Annotated in this window: 14 protein-coding genes; 8 read left to right on the forward strand and 6 right to left on the reverse strand. The window is 51.5% G+C overall.

Annotated elements, in window-relative coordinates:
• Nucleotides 1-268: 268 nt before the first annotated feature.
• From Pan161_RS04290 to Pan161_RS04305, 4 genes are all read left to right on the forward strand, one after another.
• Nucleotides 269-718: a GNAT family N-acetyltransferase gene (locus tag Pan161_RS04290; protein WP_145224354.1), complete on the forward strand. Its 450-nt coding sequence runs from the start codon at nt 269-271 to the stop codon at nt 716-718.
• A gap of 168 nt (nt 719-886) precedes the next feature.
• A complete protein-coding gene (locus Pan161_RS04295) occupies nt 887-1,600 on the forward strand; it encodes a DUF1003 domain-containing protein (protein ID WP_390620743.1) in 714 nt (237 codons plus the stop codon).
• Between the two features lie 86 nt (nt 1,601-1,686).
• Complete coding sequence (rimK, locus tag Pan161_RS04300) at nt 1,687-3,090, forward strand: 30S ribosomal protein S6--L-glutamate ligase (RefSeq protein WP_145224358.1); 1,404 nt, start codon at nt 1,687-1,689, stop codon at nt 3,088-3,090.
• Between the two features lie 94 nt (nt 3,091-3,184).
• Nucleotides 3,185-3,967: a hypothetical protein gene (locus Pan161_RS04305; protein WP_145224360.1), complete on the forward strand. Its 783-nt coding sequence runs from the start codon at nt 3,185-3,187 to the stop codon at nt 3,965-3,967.
• A 4-nt stretch (nt 3,968-3,971) separates the two neighbouring features.
• On the opposite strand, the gene Pan161_RS04310 is transcribed toward Pan161_RS04305, so the two are convergent.
• From Pan161_RS04310 to Pan161_RS04320, 3 genes are all read right to left on the reverse strand, one after another.
• Entirely contained in the window at nt 3,972-5,312 is a 1,341-nt protein-coding gene (locus Pan161_RS04310) for an outer membrane protein assembly factor BamB family protein (protein WP_197995687.1), read from the reverse strand.
• A 138-nt stretch (nt 5,313-5,450) separates the two neighbouring features.
• Nucleotides 5,451-6,200 (reverse strand): 3-keto-disaccharide hydrolase, encoded by a 750-nt coding sequence (locus tag Pan161_RS04315; protein WP_145224363.1) that lies wholly within the window; start codon nt 6,198-6,200, stop codon nt 5,451-5,453.
• Nucleotides 6,201-6,474: 274 nt separating this feature from the next.
• Nucleotides 6,475-6,921 carry an SRPBCC family protein gene (locus Pan161_RS04320; RefSeq protein WP_145224365.1) on the reverse strand — a complete coding sequence of 149 codons (447 nt, stop codon included), beginning with the start codon at nt 6,919-6,921 and terminating at the stop codon, nt 6,475-6,477.
• A gap of 872 nt (nt 6,922-7,793) precedes the next feature.
• Here Pan161_RS04320 and Pan161_RS04325 point away from each other — a divergent pair.
• Nucleotides 7,794-8,531 (forward strand): SGNH/GDSL hydrolase family protein, encoded by a 738-nt coding sequence (locus tag Pan161_RS04325; protein WP_232103617.1) that lies wholly within the window; start codon nt 7,794-7,796, stop codon nt 8,529-8,531.
• Between the two features lie 26 nt (nt 8,532-8,557).
• Here Pan161_RS04325 and Pan161_RS04330 read toward each other — a convergent pair whose 3' ends face one another.
• Nucleotides 8,558-9,970, reverse strand: coding sequence for a sigma-54 interaction domain-containing protein (locus Pan161_RS04330; protein ID WP_145224367.1), 1,413 nt, complete (start codon nt 9,968-9,970; stop codon nt 8,558-8,560).
• 526 nt (nt 9,971-10,496) lie between these two features.
• Between Pan161_RS04330 and Pan161_RS04335 the strand changes: the two genes are divergently transcribed.
• From Pan161_RS04335 to treZ, 3 genes are read left to right on the forward strand one after another with little or no spacing between them, the layout of a single operon-like run.
• Complete coding sequence (locus Pan161_RS04335; RefSeq protein WP_145224369.1) at nt 10,497-12,725, forward strand: HAD-IIB family hydrolase; 2,229 nt, start codon at nt 10,497-10,499, stop codon at nt 12,723-12,725.
• Complete coding sequence (locus Pan161_RS04340) at nt 12,722-14,689, forward strand: alpha-amylase family glycosyl hydrolase (protein ID WP_145224371.1); 1,968 nt, start codon at nt 12,722-12,724, stop codon at nt 14,687-14,689. Before Pan161_RS04335 ends, Pan161_RS04340 begins: the two co-directional genes overlap by 4 nt.
• A 16-nt stretch (nt 14,690-14,705) precedes the next feature.
• Nucleotides 14,706-17,336, forward strand: a complete 2,631-nt coding sequence (gene treZ / locus Pan161_RS04345; protein WP_145224373.1) for a malto-oligosyltrehalose trehalohydrolase — start codon at nt 14,706-14,708, stop codon at nt 17,334-17,336.
• 13 nt (nt 17,337-17,349) lie between these two features.
• Here the strand turns inward: treZ and Pan161_RS04350 are convergent, their stop codons facing one another.
• Both Pan161_RS04350 and Pan161_RS04355 read right to left on the reverse strand, forming a co-directional pair.
• Nucleotides 17,350-18,789 (reverse strand): alkaline phosphatase family protein, encoded by a 1,440-nt coding sequence (locus Pan161_RS04350; RefSeq protein WP_232103618.1) that lies wholly within the window; start codon nt 18,787-18,789, stop codon nt 17,350-17,352.
• 65 nt (nt 18,790-18,854) lie between these two features.
• Entirely contained in the window at nt 18,855-20,285 is a 1,431-nt protein-coding gene (locus Pan161_RS04355; protein ID WP_232103619.1) for an MFS transporter, read from the reverse strand.
• Nucleotides 20,286-20,461 lie beyond the last annotated feature (176 nt).

Here is a 20,461-nt window from a genome sequence, read left to right on the forward strand (position 1 = left end):
ACAAAAACAACAATTGTAAATACAATTGCATTGCATTTACATATTTTATTCATATATTTTTCGAATCCTTGAATTTCTGATGAAAGCGGATCGTTAAGGTTGTCTCTACTCACCGATTTCCAGTAAAAGCAGTCTGCTGCTACTTTTACACAGCTACGATTTGACCAGTTGACGGGGTTGATGTGGTCCCGCTGCAATAGAAGAACGAGTAGATTTCATCAACGTCTGTTTAATCAACCCGCATGAAAACAACTCTATTGAGAGTCCTATGAAACCGATCACCATCAGACAGGCTGTTCTCTCCGACCTTGATGCGCTCGCGCCTCTGTTCGACAGTTATCGTCAGTTCTATGGACGCGCCAGCGACATCACTGCCGCCCGGGAGTTCCTGCTGAACCGCTTTCAACAGGAAGAGTCTGTCCTGTTTCTCGCCAGTCAAGAAGAAAAACGTCTGGGCTTCACTCAGCTGTATCCTTCATTTTCATCAGTTTCGCTCGCCCGCACCTTCCTCTTGAATGATCTGTTCGTGATTCCGGAAGGGCGGCGCAAGGGTATCGCGACGCGACTCCTCTCAGTAGCTGCGGATTACGCGCGCGGTGTCAACGCAATTCGTCTTTCTCTCTCCACTGAGGTCACCAATGCAACAGCGCAAGCCCTCTATGAGTCCGCTGGCTGGAAACAGGATACACAGTTCCTGGTCTATCATTTCCAGCTTTAGTCAGGCCAGAATGCCTCAGAACACAATCAAATAGCATTCGTGTCAAACATATTGATATACTTGATCCCATCGTCTGTGAATACCCGGAGATGCGGGGAAGCAGATGCGAAGATCAGATGGACGGAAATGCTTCTTCAACATAGGTGAATTCCAGCTGCAAGATACCAAATCATGACAAACACCAGAACATACATGTGTGAGGTCTGCTCGAAAACGTTTCACCACCGTGGAGTGATTTCAGCCCCCCTGGTGAGAAAGCCGATCACAGAACTGATCCAGCTTGATTTCCCCAACTGGTCGGACACCAGTTATTTCTGCCATGTTGATTTATCCAGCTACCGCGCGAAGGGTGTGCACACTCTGCTGGAATCGGAACGGGGTGAGCTGAGCCGGCTTGATCGAGAAATCTTAGCCGCGATGCAGAATCATGATCTGATCTCATCGAACGTGGAACATGAATTTGATCAGTCATGGTCGCTAGGCGACAAGATGGCAGACCAGCTTGCAACCTGGGGAGGCAGCTGGTCCTTTCTGATTCTGTTTGCTATCTTTATGACCATCTGGATCCTGCTCAATTCCGTCGTACTGCTCTGGCAACCCGTTGACCCTTATCCCTTCATCCTGTTAAACCTGCTGCTCTCCTGTCTCGCCGCCATCCAGGCTCCCATCATTCTCATGAGTCAGAATCGGCAGGAAACAAAAGACCGACGTCGCGCACAAAATGACTATCAGATTAATCTGAAAGCAGAGCTCGAAATCAAACTGATTCATGAAAAACTGGACCATATCCTCTCCCGGCAGTGGGAAAAGCTGATGCAGATACAGGAACTGCAGATTGAACAGCTCTCTGAGATAAATAATATTAAAAAGCGGTCATCCTGACTGTTCTGGCTGTAAGCAAATCAGCAGACGGCTAAGATGACAACCGATTTCCAATTAGATTATGATAGAAATGAACCATCAGTTCCATGAAAGAGAATCCAACCAAGCAGATTATTGGCTGTGAAGAATGGTGTGCCTTTCCCGACCTCGGTCTCCCGGCAATTAAAGCCCGCGTTGACTCAGGCGCCAAGACGTCCTCCATTCACGCGTTCAACGTGCAGAAATTCCGCAGACAGGGGGAGACCTGGGTCAGTTTTGAAGTCCACCCTCTGCAGAACAACCGCCGGATTGTTGTTCGCTGCGAACGACCGATTGTCGATAAACGGGTTGTCAAAAGTTCCAGTGGCATCTCGGAGACCCGCTATGTCATTCTGGCCACACTTAAAATCGGCGATCAGGCCTGGGAAATTGAACTGACGCTGGCTAACCGCGACTCCATGGGATATCGCATGCTGCTTGGACGCGAAGCCATGAGCGGTCGCATGCTCGTGGATCCCGCCATCAGCTTCTGCATGGGCCAGGTAACCAGCGAGACCCTCAACCAGCATTACGGCAAACGCGAACAGGCCCGCAGTGGAATGAAAATTGCGCTGCTCGCCAGCAACCAGGAACTCTACAGCAATCAACGTATTCTGGAGGCGGGAGAAGAGCGTGGACATGTCATGGAATTTCTGGACATCAAACAGTGTTATATGAAACTCGACGCGGTCGAGCCCGAAGCACATTATCGTGGCGGCTCTATTCTGGATGACCTCGACGCGGTCATTACCCGCATTCGTCCCAGCATTACTTATTATGGTTGTGCACTCGCGCGTCAATTTGAAAGTATGAACGTACTCACCGTGAACAACTCCACGTCGATTACGCAATCCCGTGACAAACTCTATTCGCTGCAACTGATGCTCAAGAGCGGCATCAACATCCCCACCACCGGTTTTGCGAATTCCCCCATCGATACCAACGACCTGATCGAAATGGTCGGCGGTGCACCGTTGATCGTCAAACTGCTGGAAGGCTCACAGGGAAGAGGCGTCGTGCTCGCGGAAACACGTAAAGCAGCCGAGTCGGTCATCAACGCCTTCAAGGCCCTTCGCGCCAATCTACTGGTTCAGGAGTTCATCAAAGAAGCTGACGGTAAGGACCTCCGCTGCTTTGTCATCGACGGGAAAGTCGTCGCGTCGATTCAGCGCGAAGCAGCCCCTGGGGAATTCCGCGCCAACATTCATCAGGGGGGTACCGCCTCGGTAGTCAAAATCACCCCCACCGAACGCCAACTGGCCGTCAAAGCCACCAAAGCCCTGGGACTGATGATCGCCGGCGTCGACATCATCCGCTCCAAAAATGGTCCGCTCCTGCTCGAAGTCAATTCCTCACCCGGTCTGGAAGGCATCGAAGCTGCCACCGGCAAAGACATCGCCGGCATGATGATCGCCGCCATCGAGAAAAAGCTGGAATGGAAGCGAGAACTCAGCGGCAAACGCCATAAATGACAATCTGCTCTCGGCGGATCACATTTCCTTAGTTAAAATAGAACAGAGTTCATCGACTAATGCAGGAGTACTCAGTTTCCCTGGAGCCGATTCCATGCAAAAGACAGCAATCCCGCGTTGGTTCAAATTACTGCTGTTCCTGATTTCTCTGTCTCTGCTGCAGATCACTGTTCTCGCAGCGCAGAAAACAGAGACACCCCCGCGCGAACAAATCGGCACCTGTCTGGGCAAACCGGTCTACCGCGACCAGATCGGGATAAGCCTGGAATTGAGTGAAGAACTACAAATTCTTTTCGGCTATCCTGTTTTCAGCCAGTTTCACCAGGAGCACCAGGCGAAATTCAAACCGACTGAAAAAGAAATCGCCGCCGCAATTGCCTACTACTCCAGAGACGAATCGGTGATTAAAGATTGTCAGGAAATCGATAAATTAACTCAAAGTGAACTCGAAGAAAACAAAAATCAACTGAAGCGTTCTGACCTCAAACCAGCAGAGCGAAAGCGACTCGAACAAAAACAGCAACAGCTGCAAAGGGAATTAAAGAATGGCGCTCTCAAATGGATGCTGCTCGGAATGCTGGAATACTGGAAATTCGAAAAGCACCTGTATCTCACTCAAGGCGGCGGTCGCATTCGTTCAATGATGTTCGGAGAAGAAGCCTTCGATGCACGATTCAAATGGCTGGAAGCTCAGGAGAAACGGGGAAAATTCCAAATCACCGACCCCCAACTCCGTACCACATTTTTTGAATTTTGGACTGACAAAAATAATCGAGGCTATAACACAACCAGTCAGGAATCGATTCAGGAGTTTCTCGAACCTCAGTGGCAGAAAGAACTGAATGCGGATAAACCACTTACAGCAAAAAAGCCTTGACCGCTCACTCGGCTGATTTTTCGGTTGGGTTTTCCGGTGTTTCGGCTGCGATACACACCAGCTGTTCCTGGCGTTTGTCGCCGACCTGTTTGCCAACCCGGAGAAAGATTTCACCATCGACTACAGCCGGACTGGCGTAGCTGTCGTCGCCAAGCTTGTTGAACGCGACCTCCTGATAGCTGTCCGGACTCGCCTTAAATACGAAGGTTTCGCCTGACAGGTTCGAAACATAAATCAGTCCGTTACACAGAATCGGAGAGCCACTGAAGGAACCCCGCAGACGATTTCGCCAAAGCACATCTCCTGAGTCGATCGACCAGCAGTATGCGATCCCGTCATCGGTCACGCCATACAGTTGCCCGCCATCCACCAGCATCGACGGTTCATAAATCTTGGTCTCGTTCGACCACAACAGTTTTCCATCGGCAGAAAGACAAACCGTCTCCCGTTTGGGATAGCCACCGCTGGCAAAGATTTTATCGGCACTGGTCACAATCGTGCCACATGTCGCTTCGGCCAGACAGGGGGTGCTCCAGATTTCTTTCCCGGTCGCCGGATCATAGCTGGCGACTTTATCACAGCCGCTGATCAGTAACTGGTCGCGGCCACCCACATGCGCCACGATGGGGCTGGAATACGTACTGACCGCAGGCCGCGATACACGCCAGGCAATGTCTCCTGTTTTGCGGTCGAGCGCCGCCAGGTAACCGCCGCCCCGATTGTCTGCCGCAATAATCACAAATGATTTGTAGAGCAGGGGGGAAGGGGCATAGCCGAACTTGGAATTAAATGCTCCCAGTTCCTTCTGCCAGACTTTCTTACCTTCCAGGTTGAGGGCCGTCGCAATGATTTTCCCTGAGTTCAGAAAGACCGCGTAAATCTGATTCCCGTCAAACAGGACAGTCCCGTTGGCATTCGTCCCTTTTTTATGCAGTTCCCCTGGTCCGGGAAAGCCTCCTTCATGCAACACCGTTTCCCAGCGCACCACACCGTCCGCGCGATTATAAGCGATCACCATCTGTTCCTGATCCTGGTCATCCGCAGTGGCCAGGACCACCATGTCTTCCGTAACGACAGGGGAACTGTGGCCGCGCCCGGGGATATCCGTTCGCCATTTGACATCTTTTGTCTCGTTCCACACGGTTGGCAATGGCTGATCAGGCACATGACCATTTCGCTCAGGTCCACGCCAGCCAGGCCAGACATGGGACAGATCAGGCAGGTCGGCATCTGTTAAAGAGACGCCACTCGCTTTCACCGAGATTTCTTCGACCGGGGTCGTCTTCGTACAGCCGACTACCAGCAGCATTCCCAGCAGGAACCATCTGTGTGACATGCGAACCATACGTGAACTCCTCCGTGATCGAGTTGAGTGATATTGAAATCAAATTCCAGAACACACAACCGGTATCCCATCCGGTCGGCACTCACCCTGCCGGAGCGACAGAATGAGTGTTTTTCCAGAATCCGTTTTCTGTCCTGTTTATAGTTTTTTCAGAAAGACATTCTTGAAGCGAATCTCGCCGCCATGTGTCTGTAACTGAATCGGACCCGTTTCATAAATCGGATCGTCCTTCTCATAATAATTATCCATCTTTTTGTTGTCTACCACGAGTTTACCATTCATGTAAACGGTAACCTTGTCTCCCTTCATGATAATCCGGAAATGATTCCATTCACCAAAAGGTTTGTCGGCGTGGACCAGCGGATATTTTCCTTCGCCTTTATTATTAAATAATCCTCCCGATCCCAGATTGGCTTTGCGGTCCCATTTGCCACCTTCTTTTGTGGTATCCCAGATCTGAACCTGTGGCACGCCACGCAGATAGATCCCGCTGTCCGCTTTCGCTACGGTTTTGTAATCCAATAGCAGTTCAAAATCGCCAAAGTCTTCTGCAGTCGTCAGGTAAACCCCATGTCCGTCGTTGACCAGTTCGCCATCTTCCACCGACCAGTGTTCCAGTACATCTTCCCAGTTCTTTTTCAACAGTTCTTTCCGCTCAGCGGCAGGCATGTTCTTGACAGCCACAGGGCTTTTGCCTTTGACTTTGTGGTAGTTCATTCCAATCCAGCCAGACAGGTCTTTCCCGTTAAACAGAGCAATAAAACCTTCCGGAGGCTGATTCAGCTTTTCCGCTTCCTTTTTATCCCCGGCAAAACCAGGGGCACTCCCCAGCAGGGAAAAAACCAGCAGGGAATACAGACTCTGTTTGATAAACGACGATGGATTCATTATTTGTTCCTCTTAATGCCCGCTGTTGCGCAACAGCGAATTAATTCAGACCAGCCGAAGATTCAGCAACCTTCCTAAGTAATTACTCTAATTGGGCCAGTGAGGAAATACAATGAGTCTGTGAAAAACAGTGGGATTTTTCGAAACCCGCAGTTGAACCAGCAGCCTCTCTGTCTTTACGGGCTGGAGCGCATCACATTTCACGATAGCGACTCTCAATCTAATATACTTGAGCCAAACAGCCCTGGAGATGCTACAGTCAAACTGGACCAGTCTAATCTGTTATTTCTGGTTCGACCAGTTTCGCCAGATGAACCAGTGAATCCTGCCAGCCCAGATAACAGGCCTCCGGGGGGATCACCTCCGGAATGCCTGACTGCTCAATTTTGATCTCTGTGCCACACGAAACCAGTTTCAGATCGACGCTCGTTTTCATTTCACCAGGCAAGTTGGGATCGTCAAATTTCGACGTATAACAAATGCGGGTATGGGGTACGAGTTCGAGATACGTGCCTCCAAAAGAATGGCCGTGGCCAGTAGTAAAATTCGTAAAAGACATTTTATAGCTCCCCCCCACCTGAGGATCCATTTCGTATACTCTGGCAGTGAATCCATCTGGGGGAAGCCAGCGGGCCATCGCATCTTCTTCCAGAAAGGCACGGTAGATTTTTTCAGGCGTCGTTCGCAAAACGCGGTGCAGTCGGACGGTATTGTTGGACATGATTTCATTCCCATTCTTAGAGTGATGGTGAAAATCGGGTTAATGCCAGCAGGCAACGTTATGTAGTCGCTGAGTAATCGCCGGTTTCGACAACTTTCTGTCAATAATCATGGAATCTCAAATTTAATTTTATTGGGGAGCCGCCAGTACCTGCAATCGACAGTACCCAAAGTGCAACAGATTGCACCCCTCATGCAATTTATTGCAGATCCAAACCTGGTATTGCAGATATTTCACCAATTTCTGGAGAAACAAAACCAAATATTTCTATTAGTTTACCAGCCTGCAATCGCAGAAACTCACTACTTCGGCGTCTTTTTTTTCAACTTATACTCAACTGGTATGCGAATTGCCTTAACAGGCTTCGTGCATTCGAAATTGAACGGGAGATGGGTAATCATTTCCGTGATCTGGGAATCAAAGGCTTTACCTGTATGAATTGCTGAAGGCAGGGTCACCAGCAGGTCTATGATGAGCCATTCCTACGTCACTCACAGACACGCATCGAAATCATCACAACTGATGAGGTCGCTGATGCCATCGTCGACTACAGCCGTCAAGCTCGTTTTGAAAAACATACAGTCGCCGCTTACCTGGAATCGGTACGCGTGCGCGATACCGCTCAATTTATTGCCTGATCAATCTTGTATTTCACCATCGGACAGGATTTAGCGTAGTTTGTCAGTCACCTTCATGTGCTTACTTTGGCGGGTAGCTAACATGATGGGTGACTGACAGCTTCGCAATTCCTGTTGCAGATTCTGAGCATCACTTGCGAACTCATTTTTCAGATTCTATGCTGATGGAACCGAGAGGTAATGAAGGGTATCGGAGTAATTCTCTATTGATCCACATCAACGAGAGAGCCACGTATGATGAAATACACGCTGACAGAAACTCGTTCCCTTAAGTGGTTCTCCCTGTTCGAGATGGCTATGTCATGCACACTCGCCCTGATCTTCCTGACGACGGTTGCCCAGGCCAACGAGCCCAAAACAACCCCCACCTTTCAGAAAATATTATTCCTGGGCAACAGCATCACGCTGCATGGTCCCTCAAAGAAGATCGGCTGGGACGGCAACTGGGGAATGGCGGCCAGCAGCCAGAAAAAGGACTACGTCCACATCGTCACAGCTTCTCTTTCGAAATCTTCTGTCGTCAAACCGAAAATTCTGGTAAAGAACATCGCTACCTTTGAACGACAATATGCGACTTACAACCTGAAAGAACACCTGCAGGATGCCTTCACGTTTCACCCTGATCTGGTGATACTCACAATTGGAGAAAACGTCCCGCAACTCAAAACAGCAGAAGAACAGGCAAAGTTTCAATCCAGCGTGGAACAATTGCTCAAGCAACTGCAGAAGGACCATCATCCGACCATCATCGTACGCAGCAGCTTCTGGCCAAACAAGTTGAAAGACGAAGCATTACGCCAGGCCTGCCAGAAAGCAGGCGGGACGTTTGTCGATATCCGCAGCCTCAGTAAAGAGGAAAAGAACTACGCTCGCTCAGAACGTGAATTTCAACACGCCGGCGTCGCCGCCCACCCCGGCGATCAGGGTATGCAGGCAATCGCTGACGCAATTCTAAAAGCAGTTCAACCCTGATAACTGGTATTTTGAAAGCGGTTCTCTCACGATTTGAATTTCTGTTTATCAATCCCGTACTGTTTCATCTTCCTGAGCAATGTTCGTCGGCTGATACCCGCTTCCTCAGCCGTCTCAGCCACCCGGCCTGAATGCTGTTTGAGCTTTGCCTGCAGATATTCCCGCTCCAGTTCTTCGAGCACCGGGTCCAGGTTCTCCTGCAGGGAACGGGCAGGGTCCACACTATTCCGCCACACAGCCTGTTGCTTATGTTCCCGAGTCCCTGTTATCTCCACCAGATTCGTATTCCACAGCTTGTCGAAATCGCGGGCCGTCAAGGCGGACTGCGAACGTTCCAGCACCAGTCGTTCACTGAAGTTTTCCAGTTGGCGTACATTGCCCGGCCATTCGTACTCTAGCAATGCGTCTAAAAAACTGTCTGTAAAAGTCGGAGGTTCAAGACCATAATGTTTCGCCAGTCGTTTCGTGAAATGACCAAACAGCAGAAATACATCTTCCGGACGCTGACGCAGTGGAGGCACATTCACACGAATCACATCCAGCCGGTAAAACAGATCCTCGCGAAAGTTACCGTCACGCACTGCTTCATCCAGCAACACATTCGTCGCCGCCACGATACGTACATCGATCTCCGTCTCTACCTGGCTGCCCACCGGTCGAATCCGTTTTTCCTGCAGCATACGCAACAGACACTGCTGCGCCTCAGGAGGCATGTCGCCAATTTCGTCCAGAAACAGTGTCCCCTTATTCGCATGCATCACCAATCCCTTCTTAGCCCGATCCGCTCCGGTAAACGCACCTTTTTCATGACCGAAGAGTTCGGAATTGATCAGGTCAGGGGGGATGCTCGCACAGTTGGCCGCCACAAACCGCCCCTCGCGTCCGGAGCGTCGATGCACGGCCCGCGCCAGTAATTCCTTGCCCGTGCCGGTCTCACCGACAATTAACACGGTCGCATCAGTCGGTGCCACACGCGCGCAGAGTTCAAACAGGTCCCACATTTCGGTGCTGCGACTTAACATCGATTCAAATCGCGCCCCCTTATTTCGTTGACGACCCAAGTCATGTATCCGTGGCAGAAACTTCTGATTCTGCAGTGTTGTCTCAATCACTTCCACCAGCTTCGACTCCTGCCGCTGCAATACGACATCATGAGCGCCTGCCTGAAAGTAAGTCCGCACAGTGCTCCCCTCCGCCTGTGGTGCCCACACCAGCACATCTGTCAAAGGCCATTGACCGCGCAGAGAAAGTACTACTGCCCGCGTCGCGTCATAATCGGGAGGGACCGTCTGAATCACAAACAGCCGAGGCGGTCGGGGGAACTCTGTTGTCAGTAACTGATCCGCAGAAGGCAACCGGAGAAGCTCACAATCCAGCGACTGTAGTGCCCCTTTTGAATTGCGGTTCAGCAGACTGCAGACTATCAATGGTTTTTGCATCTCACCTCCCGGGTAGCCTCATTAGAGATTCCCTGAGCGCATATAATGTGAAATGCGTAAGAAACGACTCAAATCAGGAATCTCAGAATGCGACACCAGCTTCCCATTCTATCAACACAACCAGATATGAGACAAGCCTGTCACATATTTTGGGTCACACATGTCTCATTCCATCGTTTCGACTGAACCCGGTATTGGCATGCCCTTTGCTACCTTAATCAGACACAACATCGGCTCGAGGATGAACCAGTCAGGAGAAGTAAGATTAACAAGACTTGTCGTAACTCCCCTCTGGGAATCAGGAACTCTTGTCACCGGCTGTTGAGCAATCAATCTGATCGCTCAGCGTACGCTATAAGTCCGCTGCCTGAATCATCGGTGATCAATTTTGAAACAATTCAGAAAACAATCAATCACTCTTTTAAAACGTCTCGCCCCGTCCTTACGAATACACAACCACCAAGCCCACGTGTATTCACCACCCCAAATATTCACTCTTTGAATTTGAACTAACAGGACTAATCAAATGGCCCGAAATGTGTTAAAAAAAACGTCACAAACAGAGTCCAGTGCCGCCAGGCTGACCAGAAATAAACACGGCGATCTCAAAATCACTCTGATCAGTCTGCATGGCCTAATCCGCGGACATAATTCGGAATTAGGCCGCGATGCCGACACAGGCGGTCAGGTTAAATATGTGCTTGAACTGGCCCGCGAACTGGCAGCGCACGAACATGTCCGCGAAGTCGAACTGCTCACCAGACAGATTATCGACCCCAAGGTAGATGACGATTATGCCCAGGTCGAAGAACAGATTTCCGAAAACGCCAAAATCATCCGCATTCCATTTGGCCCCAAACGCTACCTTCGCAAAGAGTCGCTCTGGCCTTTTCTCGAACTGTTTATCGATCAGACTCTGCAGCATTTCCGACGCACTGGACTGCCAGACATCATCCACGGCCACTACGCCGATGCGGGAGCCGCCGGTGCACAGCTGGCGCGACTGTTGCATATTCCCTATGTTTTTACCGGACATTCGCTGGGACGCGTCAAACGCCAGCGGCTCTCTCTGGGAAAAGAAGAGAATCAGGCCATCGAGCGACTGGAAAGCAAATACAAATTCACAACCCGCATCGAAGCCGAAGAGCTGGCGCTGGAAACCGCTTCCATGGTGGTCACCAGCACCAACCAGGAAGTCCAGCAGCAATACGAACTCTACGATCATTACCAGCCCGCCCGCATGGAAGTCATCCCACCTGGTGTAGACCTCACGAATTTTTCGCCCGCAGGAAAAGACTGGACCACGCCGAAAATTGCCGAAGACTTGAACTGTTTTTTACAGGAACCAGACAAACCCATGATTCTTACCATGGCCCGCCCCGATGAGCGTAAAAACCTCGAAATGCTGGTCCGCGTATATGGTGAGAGCGAACAACTGCAAGAGATGGCAAATCTCGTTCTGATCATGGGAACACGTGATGATGTGCGCGACCTTCCCAAGGCGCAGCGTAGAATTATCAATCATATTCTGTATCTCATTGACCGCTACAATCTCTATGGGAAAGTCGCTTATCCCAAAACACACAAACCCGATGATGTCCCCGAACTCTATCGCCTGGCGACTTCGCTGAAAGGGGTCTTTATCAATCCGGCGTTGACCGAACCGTTTGGACTCACACTCCTCGAAGCCGGTGCCACCGGGCTCCCCATTGTCTCAACCAATGATGGCGGTCCGCGTGATATTATCGCCAACTGTAAAAACGGTCTACTCGTCGATCCGCTCGATAAAGCAGATATTGAACATGCACTGCTCCGCGTGTTAACAGAGCCCGAGCAGTGGGCCGAATGGTCTAACAACGGTATCAAAGGGACCCGCGAACATTATTCATGGCATCAGCATGCAGAGCGTTATCTGCGTGACCTGGATGATATTCTTGAGCATTCGCCCGCTCCTGTTCTGGCAGAGATGGCAGACAAATCGACGATGCGTCGACTTCCCGAATTTGATCGGTTGATTATCACAGATCTGGACAATACACTGACCGGTGACGACGAGGCACTCAAAGAATTCATTGAGCTGATTCGGGAACATGATCACATTGGTTTTGGCATCGCCACAGGTCGGCGACTCGATTCAGCAATGGAACTCATTAAAGAACTGGGGCTTCCTCAGCCAGACCTGATCGACACAGATGCCGGAACACAGTTACACTACGGCGAAAAGCTCACACCGGACCTCAGTTGGCGGAAATCAATTGACTATGCCTGGAAGCCGCAGGAAATTCGTGATGTCCTTGACTTGCAACCCGGTTTTTATCCCCAAATTGAAGAACATCAGTCAGAATTTAAGATCAGTTATGAACTCGACACGAGTGTCAGCCCCAGTATTTCAACCATTAAAAAAATTCTCCGGGAGGCAGGATTACGTGCTAAGGTTATTATGTCACTCGGCATGTACCTCGATGTCATTCCGGTGCGCGGTGGAAGCGACCTGTCCATGAGGCACGTACTCTGGAAGTGGGGATTCGCCCCCGAGCATGTCCTCGTTTCAGGTGATTCCGGCAACGATGCCGGCATGCTGCTGGGCCGTACATTGGGTGTGGTCGTCGGCAATCATAGTGAAGAGCTCGAACGTCTCCGCAACCGACCCCGCGTCTATTTTGCAGAGGCATCCCATGCGGCGGGCATCCTCGAAGGCATCAAGTATTACAACTTCTTAGACAAGATTACTATTCCCAACGATCGGATCGAATGAGCATCGCGCAGGATGAGATTGACTTCAAAGCGGATCTGACACTGCAGCGCCTGCAGCCTCAGTTGCAGGAAGTCTGGCAAACCAGCCAGATTGATGATGTCAAAATACATGAATTTGAATCAAGACTGAATGAGCACTGGCGTCCTCTGTTTGGACTGCTGTTTCAGCTTTATAGCTCCCGGTACGATTTCTTTTATCACATTGAACAGGTTCTACTGACCGCGGCCCGGGGCTGGGCTGAGCGCCCCGAGGATCTTTGCGCGCTCGACCGTCATCGCATCAATGAACCCAACTGGTTTCAGTCAGAACGCATCAGCGGGGGCGCCTTGTATGTGGACCTCTTTGGGGAAAACCTCAGTAAACTCCGCGAGCAAGTCAGCTATTTCAAAAACCTGGGACTCACCTACCTGCACTTAATGCCTCTATTTGCGGTCCGCCCCGGTAACAATGACGGCGGTTATGCCATCAGCACGTATCGTTCTGTCGACCCGCGACTGGGAACCATTGATGACCTCCGCCTACTGGCAGCAGACCTCCGGGAAGCGGGGATCTCACTGGTGCTCGACTTTGTGTTTAACCATACCTCCGACGACCACGAGTGGGCTAAACTGGCTCAATCGGGAAACCGCGAGTATCAGGAATACTATTATATTTTCCCCGATCGGGAAAAACCCGAACAATACGAACGCACGCTGCGGGAAATCTTTCCCACCGTCCGCCGAGGAAATTTCACCTGGCACGATGGGATGCAGCAGTGGGTCTGGACCTCGTTCAACAGTTTCCAGTGGGACCTGAACTACACTAATCCCGCCGTCTTTCGCGCCATGCTCGAAGAAATGTTTTTCATCGCCAATACCGGCATCGACATCCTGAGACTCGACGCCGTCGCCTTTATCTGGAAACAGATGGGCACCAACTGCGAAAACCTGCCCGAAGCTCATACCCTGATCCAGGCCTTCAATCGCCTGGCACGCATCGCAACTCCTGGCCTCTTGTTCAAATCCGAAGCCATCGTGCACCCCGATGATGTGGTGAAATACATCAGCGAACACGAGTGCCAGATTTCTTACAATCCCACACTCATGGCGCTGCTCTGGGAATCGCTGGCGACGCGGAATGTCTCATTGCTCGTCCAGACGCTCAGACATCGCTATAAGCTCCCCAAAAACACCGCCTGGGTGAACTACCTGCGCTGCCACGATGACATCGGCTGGACCTTCGATGATGCCGACGCCCAGGCCATCGGTATCAATGCCTATGACCATCGCAAGTTTCTCAACGATTTCTATACAGGTCAATTCCCCGGATCCTTTGCGCGAGGCGTACCGTTTCAGGAAAACCATGAAACCGGGGACATGCGAATTTCCGGCACGATGGCGTCGCTGGCCGGACTGGAACAGGCGATCGAAGAAGAAAACGAAGAGAAAAAAGAACTGGCACTGCGCCGCATGCTGCTGCTGCATGGTGTCTCTCTCAGTATTGGGGGTATCCCGCTCCTGTACCTGGGAGAAGAGTGGGGTATGCTCAACGATTACGATTTTGTGAAAGATCCCGCCAAAGCGGGAGACTCCCGCTGGATTCACCGCCCCAAAATGCAGTGGCAGTTTCTCGAAGAACTGGACGACCATATCAAAGCCGGGAATGGTTCTATCCGCTCAACGATCTTTCGGTCCACACAGAAACTGATTGCCCTGCGAAAATCGTTGCCCGCTCTCGCTGGTCAGGATATGGAACTCATCGCCACAGCCAATGAACATATTCTCGGTTACGTCCGTCTCTATGAAGGCAATCGCCTGATTGTCCTCGCAAATTTCTCTGATGAAGCGCAGGTCATCGAAGGCAACAAACTCCGTACCGCAGGACTCGGACGGTTCTTTCAGAACGTCATCGACGATAAAACTTACGCCACGTCAGAGCAACTGGTTCTGGCACCGTACCAGATCCTCTGGCTGAACCGCGTTTAATTGAAGGAGCGTTTTGATGGCCACTCAGAATTCTGCCGGAAATACTGCTGCGCAACTCACACAACAGGTCCTTGCCACCGATCTGGATGGAACTCTGATTCCCCTAAATCAGAATCCCCAAAATCAATCAGATCTGCGTCTACTGGCTGACCAGTTTCAAGCCCGTGGCAACTCCCTGATCTTTGTGACTGGCAGACATTTCCAGTCGGTCTCACAGGCGATTGAAGAGTTTCAACTCCCCATACCGGAGTGGGTCATCTGCGATGTCGGCACTTCCATTTTTCAACGACAGGAATCAGGCGAGTTTACACTGGTCACTGCCTACCAGGACTATCAGGATCAGATCATCACCTCCATGCCCATTGAGACATTGCGCGATCAGTTAGAAACAATTGACGGACTCCGTCTGCAGGAACCCGTCAAACAAGGCCGTTTCAAACTCAGTTTTTATACAGACGCTGCCCAACAGGAAACGCTGGTCGATCGCGTTCAGGAAATCCTGACTCAGACCGATGCCCCGTATTCGATCATCCATAGCGTCGATCCCTTTAATGGTGATGGCCTGATTGATCTTCTGCCGGCAACTGTTTCCAAAGCACTCGCGCTGGAATGGTGGACCGAAAACAATGGATACGACGCAGGAAACATTGTCTTCTCCGGCGACTCCGGTAATGACCTGGCGGCACTGACCGCCGGCTATCGCACTATTCTGGTAGGAAACGCAGACCGCCAGTTGGCGCAACGCGTTTACAATCTTCACCGGACGTCGGGTTGGAAAAACCGACTTTACCTCGCGCAGGGGACGGCAACTTCAGGTGTGCTGGAAGGCTGCCGCTGGTTTGGTCTCGCAGAACAGATTCAAACTGACCAGCTAAGACTGGGAGCGACTCCACTCACCGTTGATTCCACCTTCTTTCGAGTCTGGGCACCGCATCGAAAGCAGGTCGTTGTGGAATTACTGACAGGGGACCAGTCTGATCAAAGTAGTTTCACATTGACTCGCAATCAACATGGTTACTTTGAAGGCACGCTCACCCACGCCCGCCCGGGAGACTACTACCTGTATCACCTTGATGATCAGGTCTCGCGACCCGATCCTGCTTCACAGTATCAACCAGAAGGAGTACACGCTGCTTCTCAAATCTGTGATCCGCTCGATTTTCCCTGGTCCGACCAGAACTGGCAGGGAATTGCGAAACAGGCTCTGGTCATCTATGAATTACACGTCGGCACCTTCACAAGAGGGGGTACGTTTCAGGCCGCCATCGAACGCATTCCGGAACTGATTGAACTCGGCATCACGGCGGTTGAACTCATGCCGGTCGCTCAGACTCCGGGTCGCTGGAACTGGGGTTACGATGGAGTTAACCTGTTCGCTGTTCGCAACACGTATGGTTCTCCTGACGATTTCAAGGACTTCGTTGATGAATGCCATCGCTCTGGTCTCGCCGTCTTTCTCGATGTTGTCTACAACCATCTGGGTCCCGAAGGTAATTATCTTTCGGAATTCGGCCCCTATTTTTCAGACAGACACCACACTCCGTGGGGAGAAGCCCTGAATTATGACGGCCCCGATTCCGAATACGTCCGCCGATTCATCACCGAAAATGCAGTCTTCTGGCTGGAAGAGTATCATCTGGATGGCCTGCGACTCGATGCCGTACACTGCATGTATGATGACAGCCATTTCCATATCCTCGAAGAAATCAGGCAGGCTGTCTCAGAGCACGCCGAAACAACGAACTGGCCTGTACATCTTTTTGCTGAAACCAATGTCTATAACCACGACCTCATCACAGCTGATAAGAACAGGGCAGCCTACACAGGCATCTGGTGTGACTGCCTGATGTATTCCCTCTATTCTCATGCACTTCCCAACGTGCATCTCACCCATCGAACGTACCATGGCGCCACCGATCTCACAGAAACGCTGCAACACGGTTACATCTATGCCGGTCACGAAAACACGCGGGTGACAGCATCTCAACGAAACACCGATCAAACCAATCAGCATCTGCCGTCCCTGGTGATCGCACTTCAGACCCACGACAGTGTGGGAAATCATCCACACGGCAAGCGCATTCACCAGTTGACGTCCAAATCCTTTCAGAAAGCTGCTGCTGCACTCGTCCTGCTTTATCCCGGCATTCCGCTGATCTTCATGGGAGAAGAATTCGCGACATCCGCCCCATTTCCATTCTTTGTCGACTTCGAAGACCGTCACCTACGCGACGCCGTCGACGTCGGTCGCCGGGGAGATTACCCGCCTCATATCTGGCAGGACGCGCTGCTTCCCTCACAAGCCGAAGCGTTCTTCAATGCGAAATGGAACGAAGCGCCACTACAGGACCCCGGCATGTTTCACTGGTACCAGCGGCTACTTCAGTTACGAAAACAGGGTATCAATGACGGCTGGCTTTCACCAGTCAACCTGCAGACAGCTTATGACAGTCAGTCCAGTCTCTTTACCCTGCAGTACCAGGACATCCGGATTCAGGCACGCCTGACGCCCCAGGCAGACATGCAGGCACAACCACTGCCCGTCCCGTTGACAGGTACAATACTCCTCACATCAGAACCAGAGCCTGTCATCGAGAATAACCAGATTCACCTCGCCCCCAATCATACCATCATCACTCGATTGTAACCGGGCTCTGCGTTCAGTCGTTCTGCAACGCGGACATTAACGGTTTTCCCTGTGCCGTTGGCAATTCAACACCCAGTAACCGGGCCATCGTAGGCGCTACATCAATACTCTGTACTTTGCCCAGCTTCGTTCCCGGTTTGATACCAAATCCGTTGATCACCAGCGTCGCCAGCATATCAGGTTGATCGGGCAGATAACCATGCGTGCCGCCAGGCGTCTTTCGCGGCGCGACGACATCATCCCCCGTTTCACTGTTCGTGAATGAATACCCCGACTTCGCCGACAGCCAGAAATCAGGTGCATGCGAATCTTCCGCAGGAGTGGGTAGTCCCAGTTTCGTATATTCAACCTTATCCAGAACGGCGTGAATCCCTTCCACGGCAGCAAACTTTTTCTTTAGTTCTTCCTTCATTTCGTCCCGCTTCGCGTCATCCAGCAGATAGACCATACATCCGCCCCCCTGCGACAGACAGTATGCCTGCTTCTTTTCTTTAGACAGCAGTCCTGCCTGTTTCAAGATCACGTTCGGACGGATGTCTTTCGAAATCGGGAAGAATCCATGATCGCTGGCCACGACCAGCGTCGTCTTATCACGATGTGGTGATCGCTCAATTGCATCCACAATATCCCTCAGACGGTCATCGGCGTAGCTGACGGCCCAGTACGCTTCCGGGCTGCGTGGACCATATTTATGCTCCACATGATCAACTTCGACGAGGTGAATCATCAACAGGTTCGGCGGATGTTTTTCAAACAGCTGCCGGGCCATCCGGGTATATAGCCAGTCCCGCTTCACGCCGCCCCCACTCTCTCCCGTCCAGTCTCCATGCAGATCCACAGGCAGTCCTGCAGCTCGCAGTTCTTCCAGCCAGATCGGCGTTCCGTATTTTGGCCAGGCTTCTTTGCCGAACATGTCAGGCACGGTCCAGTCCAACGTCCGTGCGTTTCGCGTTGCCGGCCAGACAATCCCCGCAGTCACCAGTCCCGCATTATGAGCGGCATCGTAGATCGTCGGTACTTTGACGATCTGGTCTTTATCGAACAGGGGATCAGGAATGAAAGCGACCGACGTAGCACTTTTGCGATCCAGATAGTTATTCCCGATCACGCCATGCTTCGCAGGCGTCGTGCCGGTCACCAGCGTAGTGTGGTTTGGCCAGGTCACCGTCGGAAACGAACAGACCATTCCGTCGGCCCGCGCCCCGGTTTTCGCCAGCTTTCTCAACGTTGGCATATCCGCCAGGGGATCATCCAGATAAAAATTGGCCAGCCCGTCCACGCTGACCAGAATCACACACCGGTCCTCATGAGGTTCGACGGCCCGGGCACTGTCACCCGGATTAAACAGCCACACCATAGCCAATAGAGAAGCAACAATCGTCCCGCGCATGGAAGAAGTCTCCAGATGATAGTCTAACAAAAGCGATTCCCGGCCTGAAAAACAGACCGGCATCACTCCATTCTGAATGACCATCGGCAACAATGCAACCACGTAAAGCCAAACTGGCAGCGGTCAGGTCAGGTCGGTTCTGTTTTGGCAGCGATTTCCGGCTGTTTGAGTTCACGTTTGCCTTTACGGGATTTGCCCCGCAGTTCATCGGGTCGGAAAGAACGATACAGCCCGACAGGAAATCGCAACATGCGGAACGGTGTAACTCCAACCAGCTTCATGACCACTTGAGATGTCCAGTGTGAGTCAGGCTCGCGAATGGTCCGGGCATAGACGGCGGCCACCAGCCGCATTAGCAGACTGATCGCGAAGATCATGTGAAAATTGTTGTATTCAGAGCCAAAGATGGTCACACTCCAGCCGGAAGCGAGTACCAGAAATCCACCTGCCAGAATAGAAGTCACGCCTCCTACCAGTCCTGCAAAGGCGGTTCCCGCAGCGATATACATCGTCCGGTTTTCGGAAGGGGAATTCTTCAGCATGAACCCGTTATTGGCAATGGCGATACCCGCGTTGAGCAGAGAATCCACAATAAATACTGGTACCATAATCCAGAACGCCAACGTGGGGTCGCGTGGCAGAAAGAGCAGCCCGATCATGTTTGTCGACTTAAAAGCCGTACACAAAATTAACACGGGCCGGTTGCCGTAATGGTCGGCCAGTGAGCCCAGATGCTTCGAAAAGACAGCTCCCCCGAGCCATGCACACGTCCAGAGCAGCAGCAGACGGAACACATCCATCCCGATATAATCCAGCAGGTAATAGCTGATGAAAGGAGCTCCCAGCATCGCTGCAAAATGCCAGAAGCAGGTAAACGAAATGAAAGACCGGAAATTCGGATCCTGAAAAGGCGTCAGCAGTACCTTTTTCAGTTTGGGTTCTTTTACTTTGGTGACCGGCGGTTCTTCGATCTTCAAATAGAACAGAATATCAAACACGCCGAAGAAAGCACCGATGCCGACCAGCCAGGCAAATCCATCTCCGATCTCCAGACCACTCTTCGCCAGAAAGATCGCACCGCCCAGCAGCGAAATCGCACCGGTCCAGTACATCCAGACCTGACGATATCCCCAGTAATGATTGAGCCCTTTGTGAGGTAGATAATCACCCAGCCACGACAGCCAGAGCGGCGTTGTAAAGTGGATCAAGGCATGGTTTACAGCTGTTAACCCAATCAGCCACCACAGTTCGGCTGCGTTAGACATGTCAGGCAGCAGCCACGCCATCAGCGCAATCGGAATCAGAATCAGCCTCTGCAGGATTGAGATCGGCAACCAGAGCCAGCGGCGGTACTCCAGGTGATTCGCCACCACAGCCGCCAGAAACTGGAAAAACAGCATCATTGTCGGCAGTGCACCCAGAATCCCGATATGCCAGCCTGTCGCGCCCAGGGAACGGGCGAACTCTATCGTCGCTGGCGACATTGTGAACTGAGTATAAATCATCGCCATACAACCGGCGGCGATTAATGCCCGTTGTGCTGCTTTCAGAGACCACACGTAAAATCTATCCTTGAATTAGGGTTTGCTATTTGAGACGACCCTGTTGTAGTCCACACTCCAGTCGAACTCTCGCGGGAATTCTGCGCGTTCACTCACGGCGGGATTGGTGCTGAACGGAGGGTTAGAGCGCATCAGGTTTAACCATAGCGTCACTCAATCTATCATGCTCGGTT

Origin of the sequence: Gimesia algae, assembly GCF_007746795.1 — a bacterium.
In the GTDB taxonomy this organism is placed as follows: domain Bacteria; phylum Planctomycetota; class Planctomycetia; order Planctomycetales; family Planctomycetaceae; genus Gimesia; species Gimesia algae.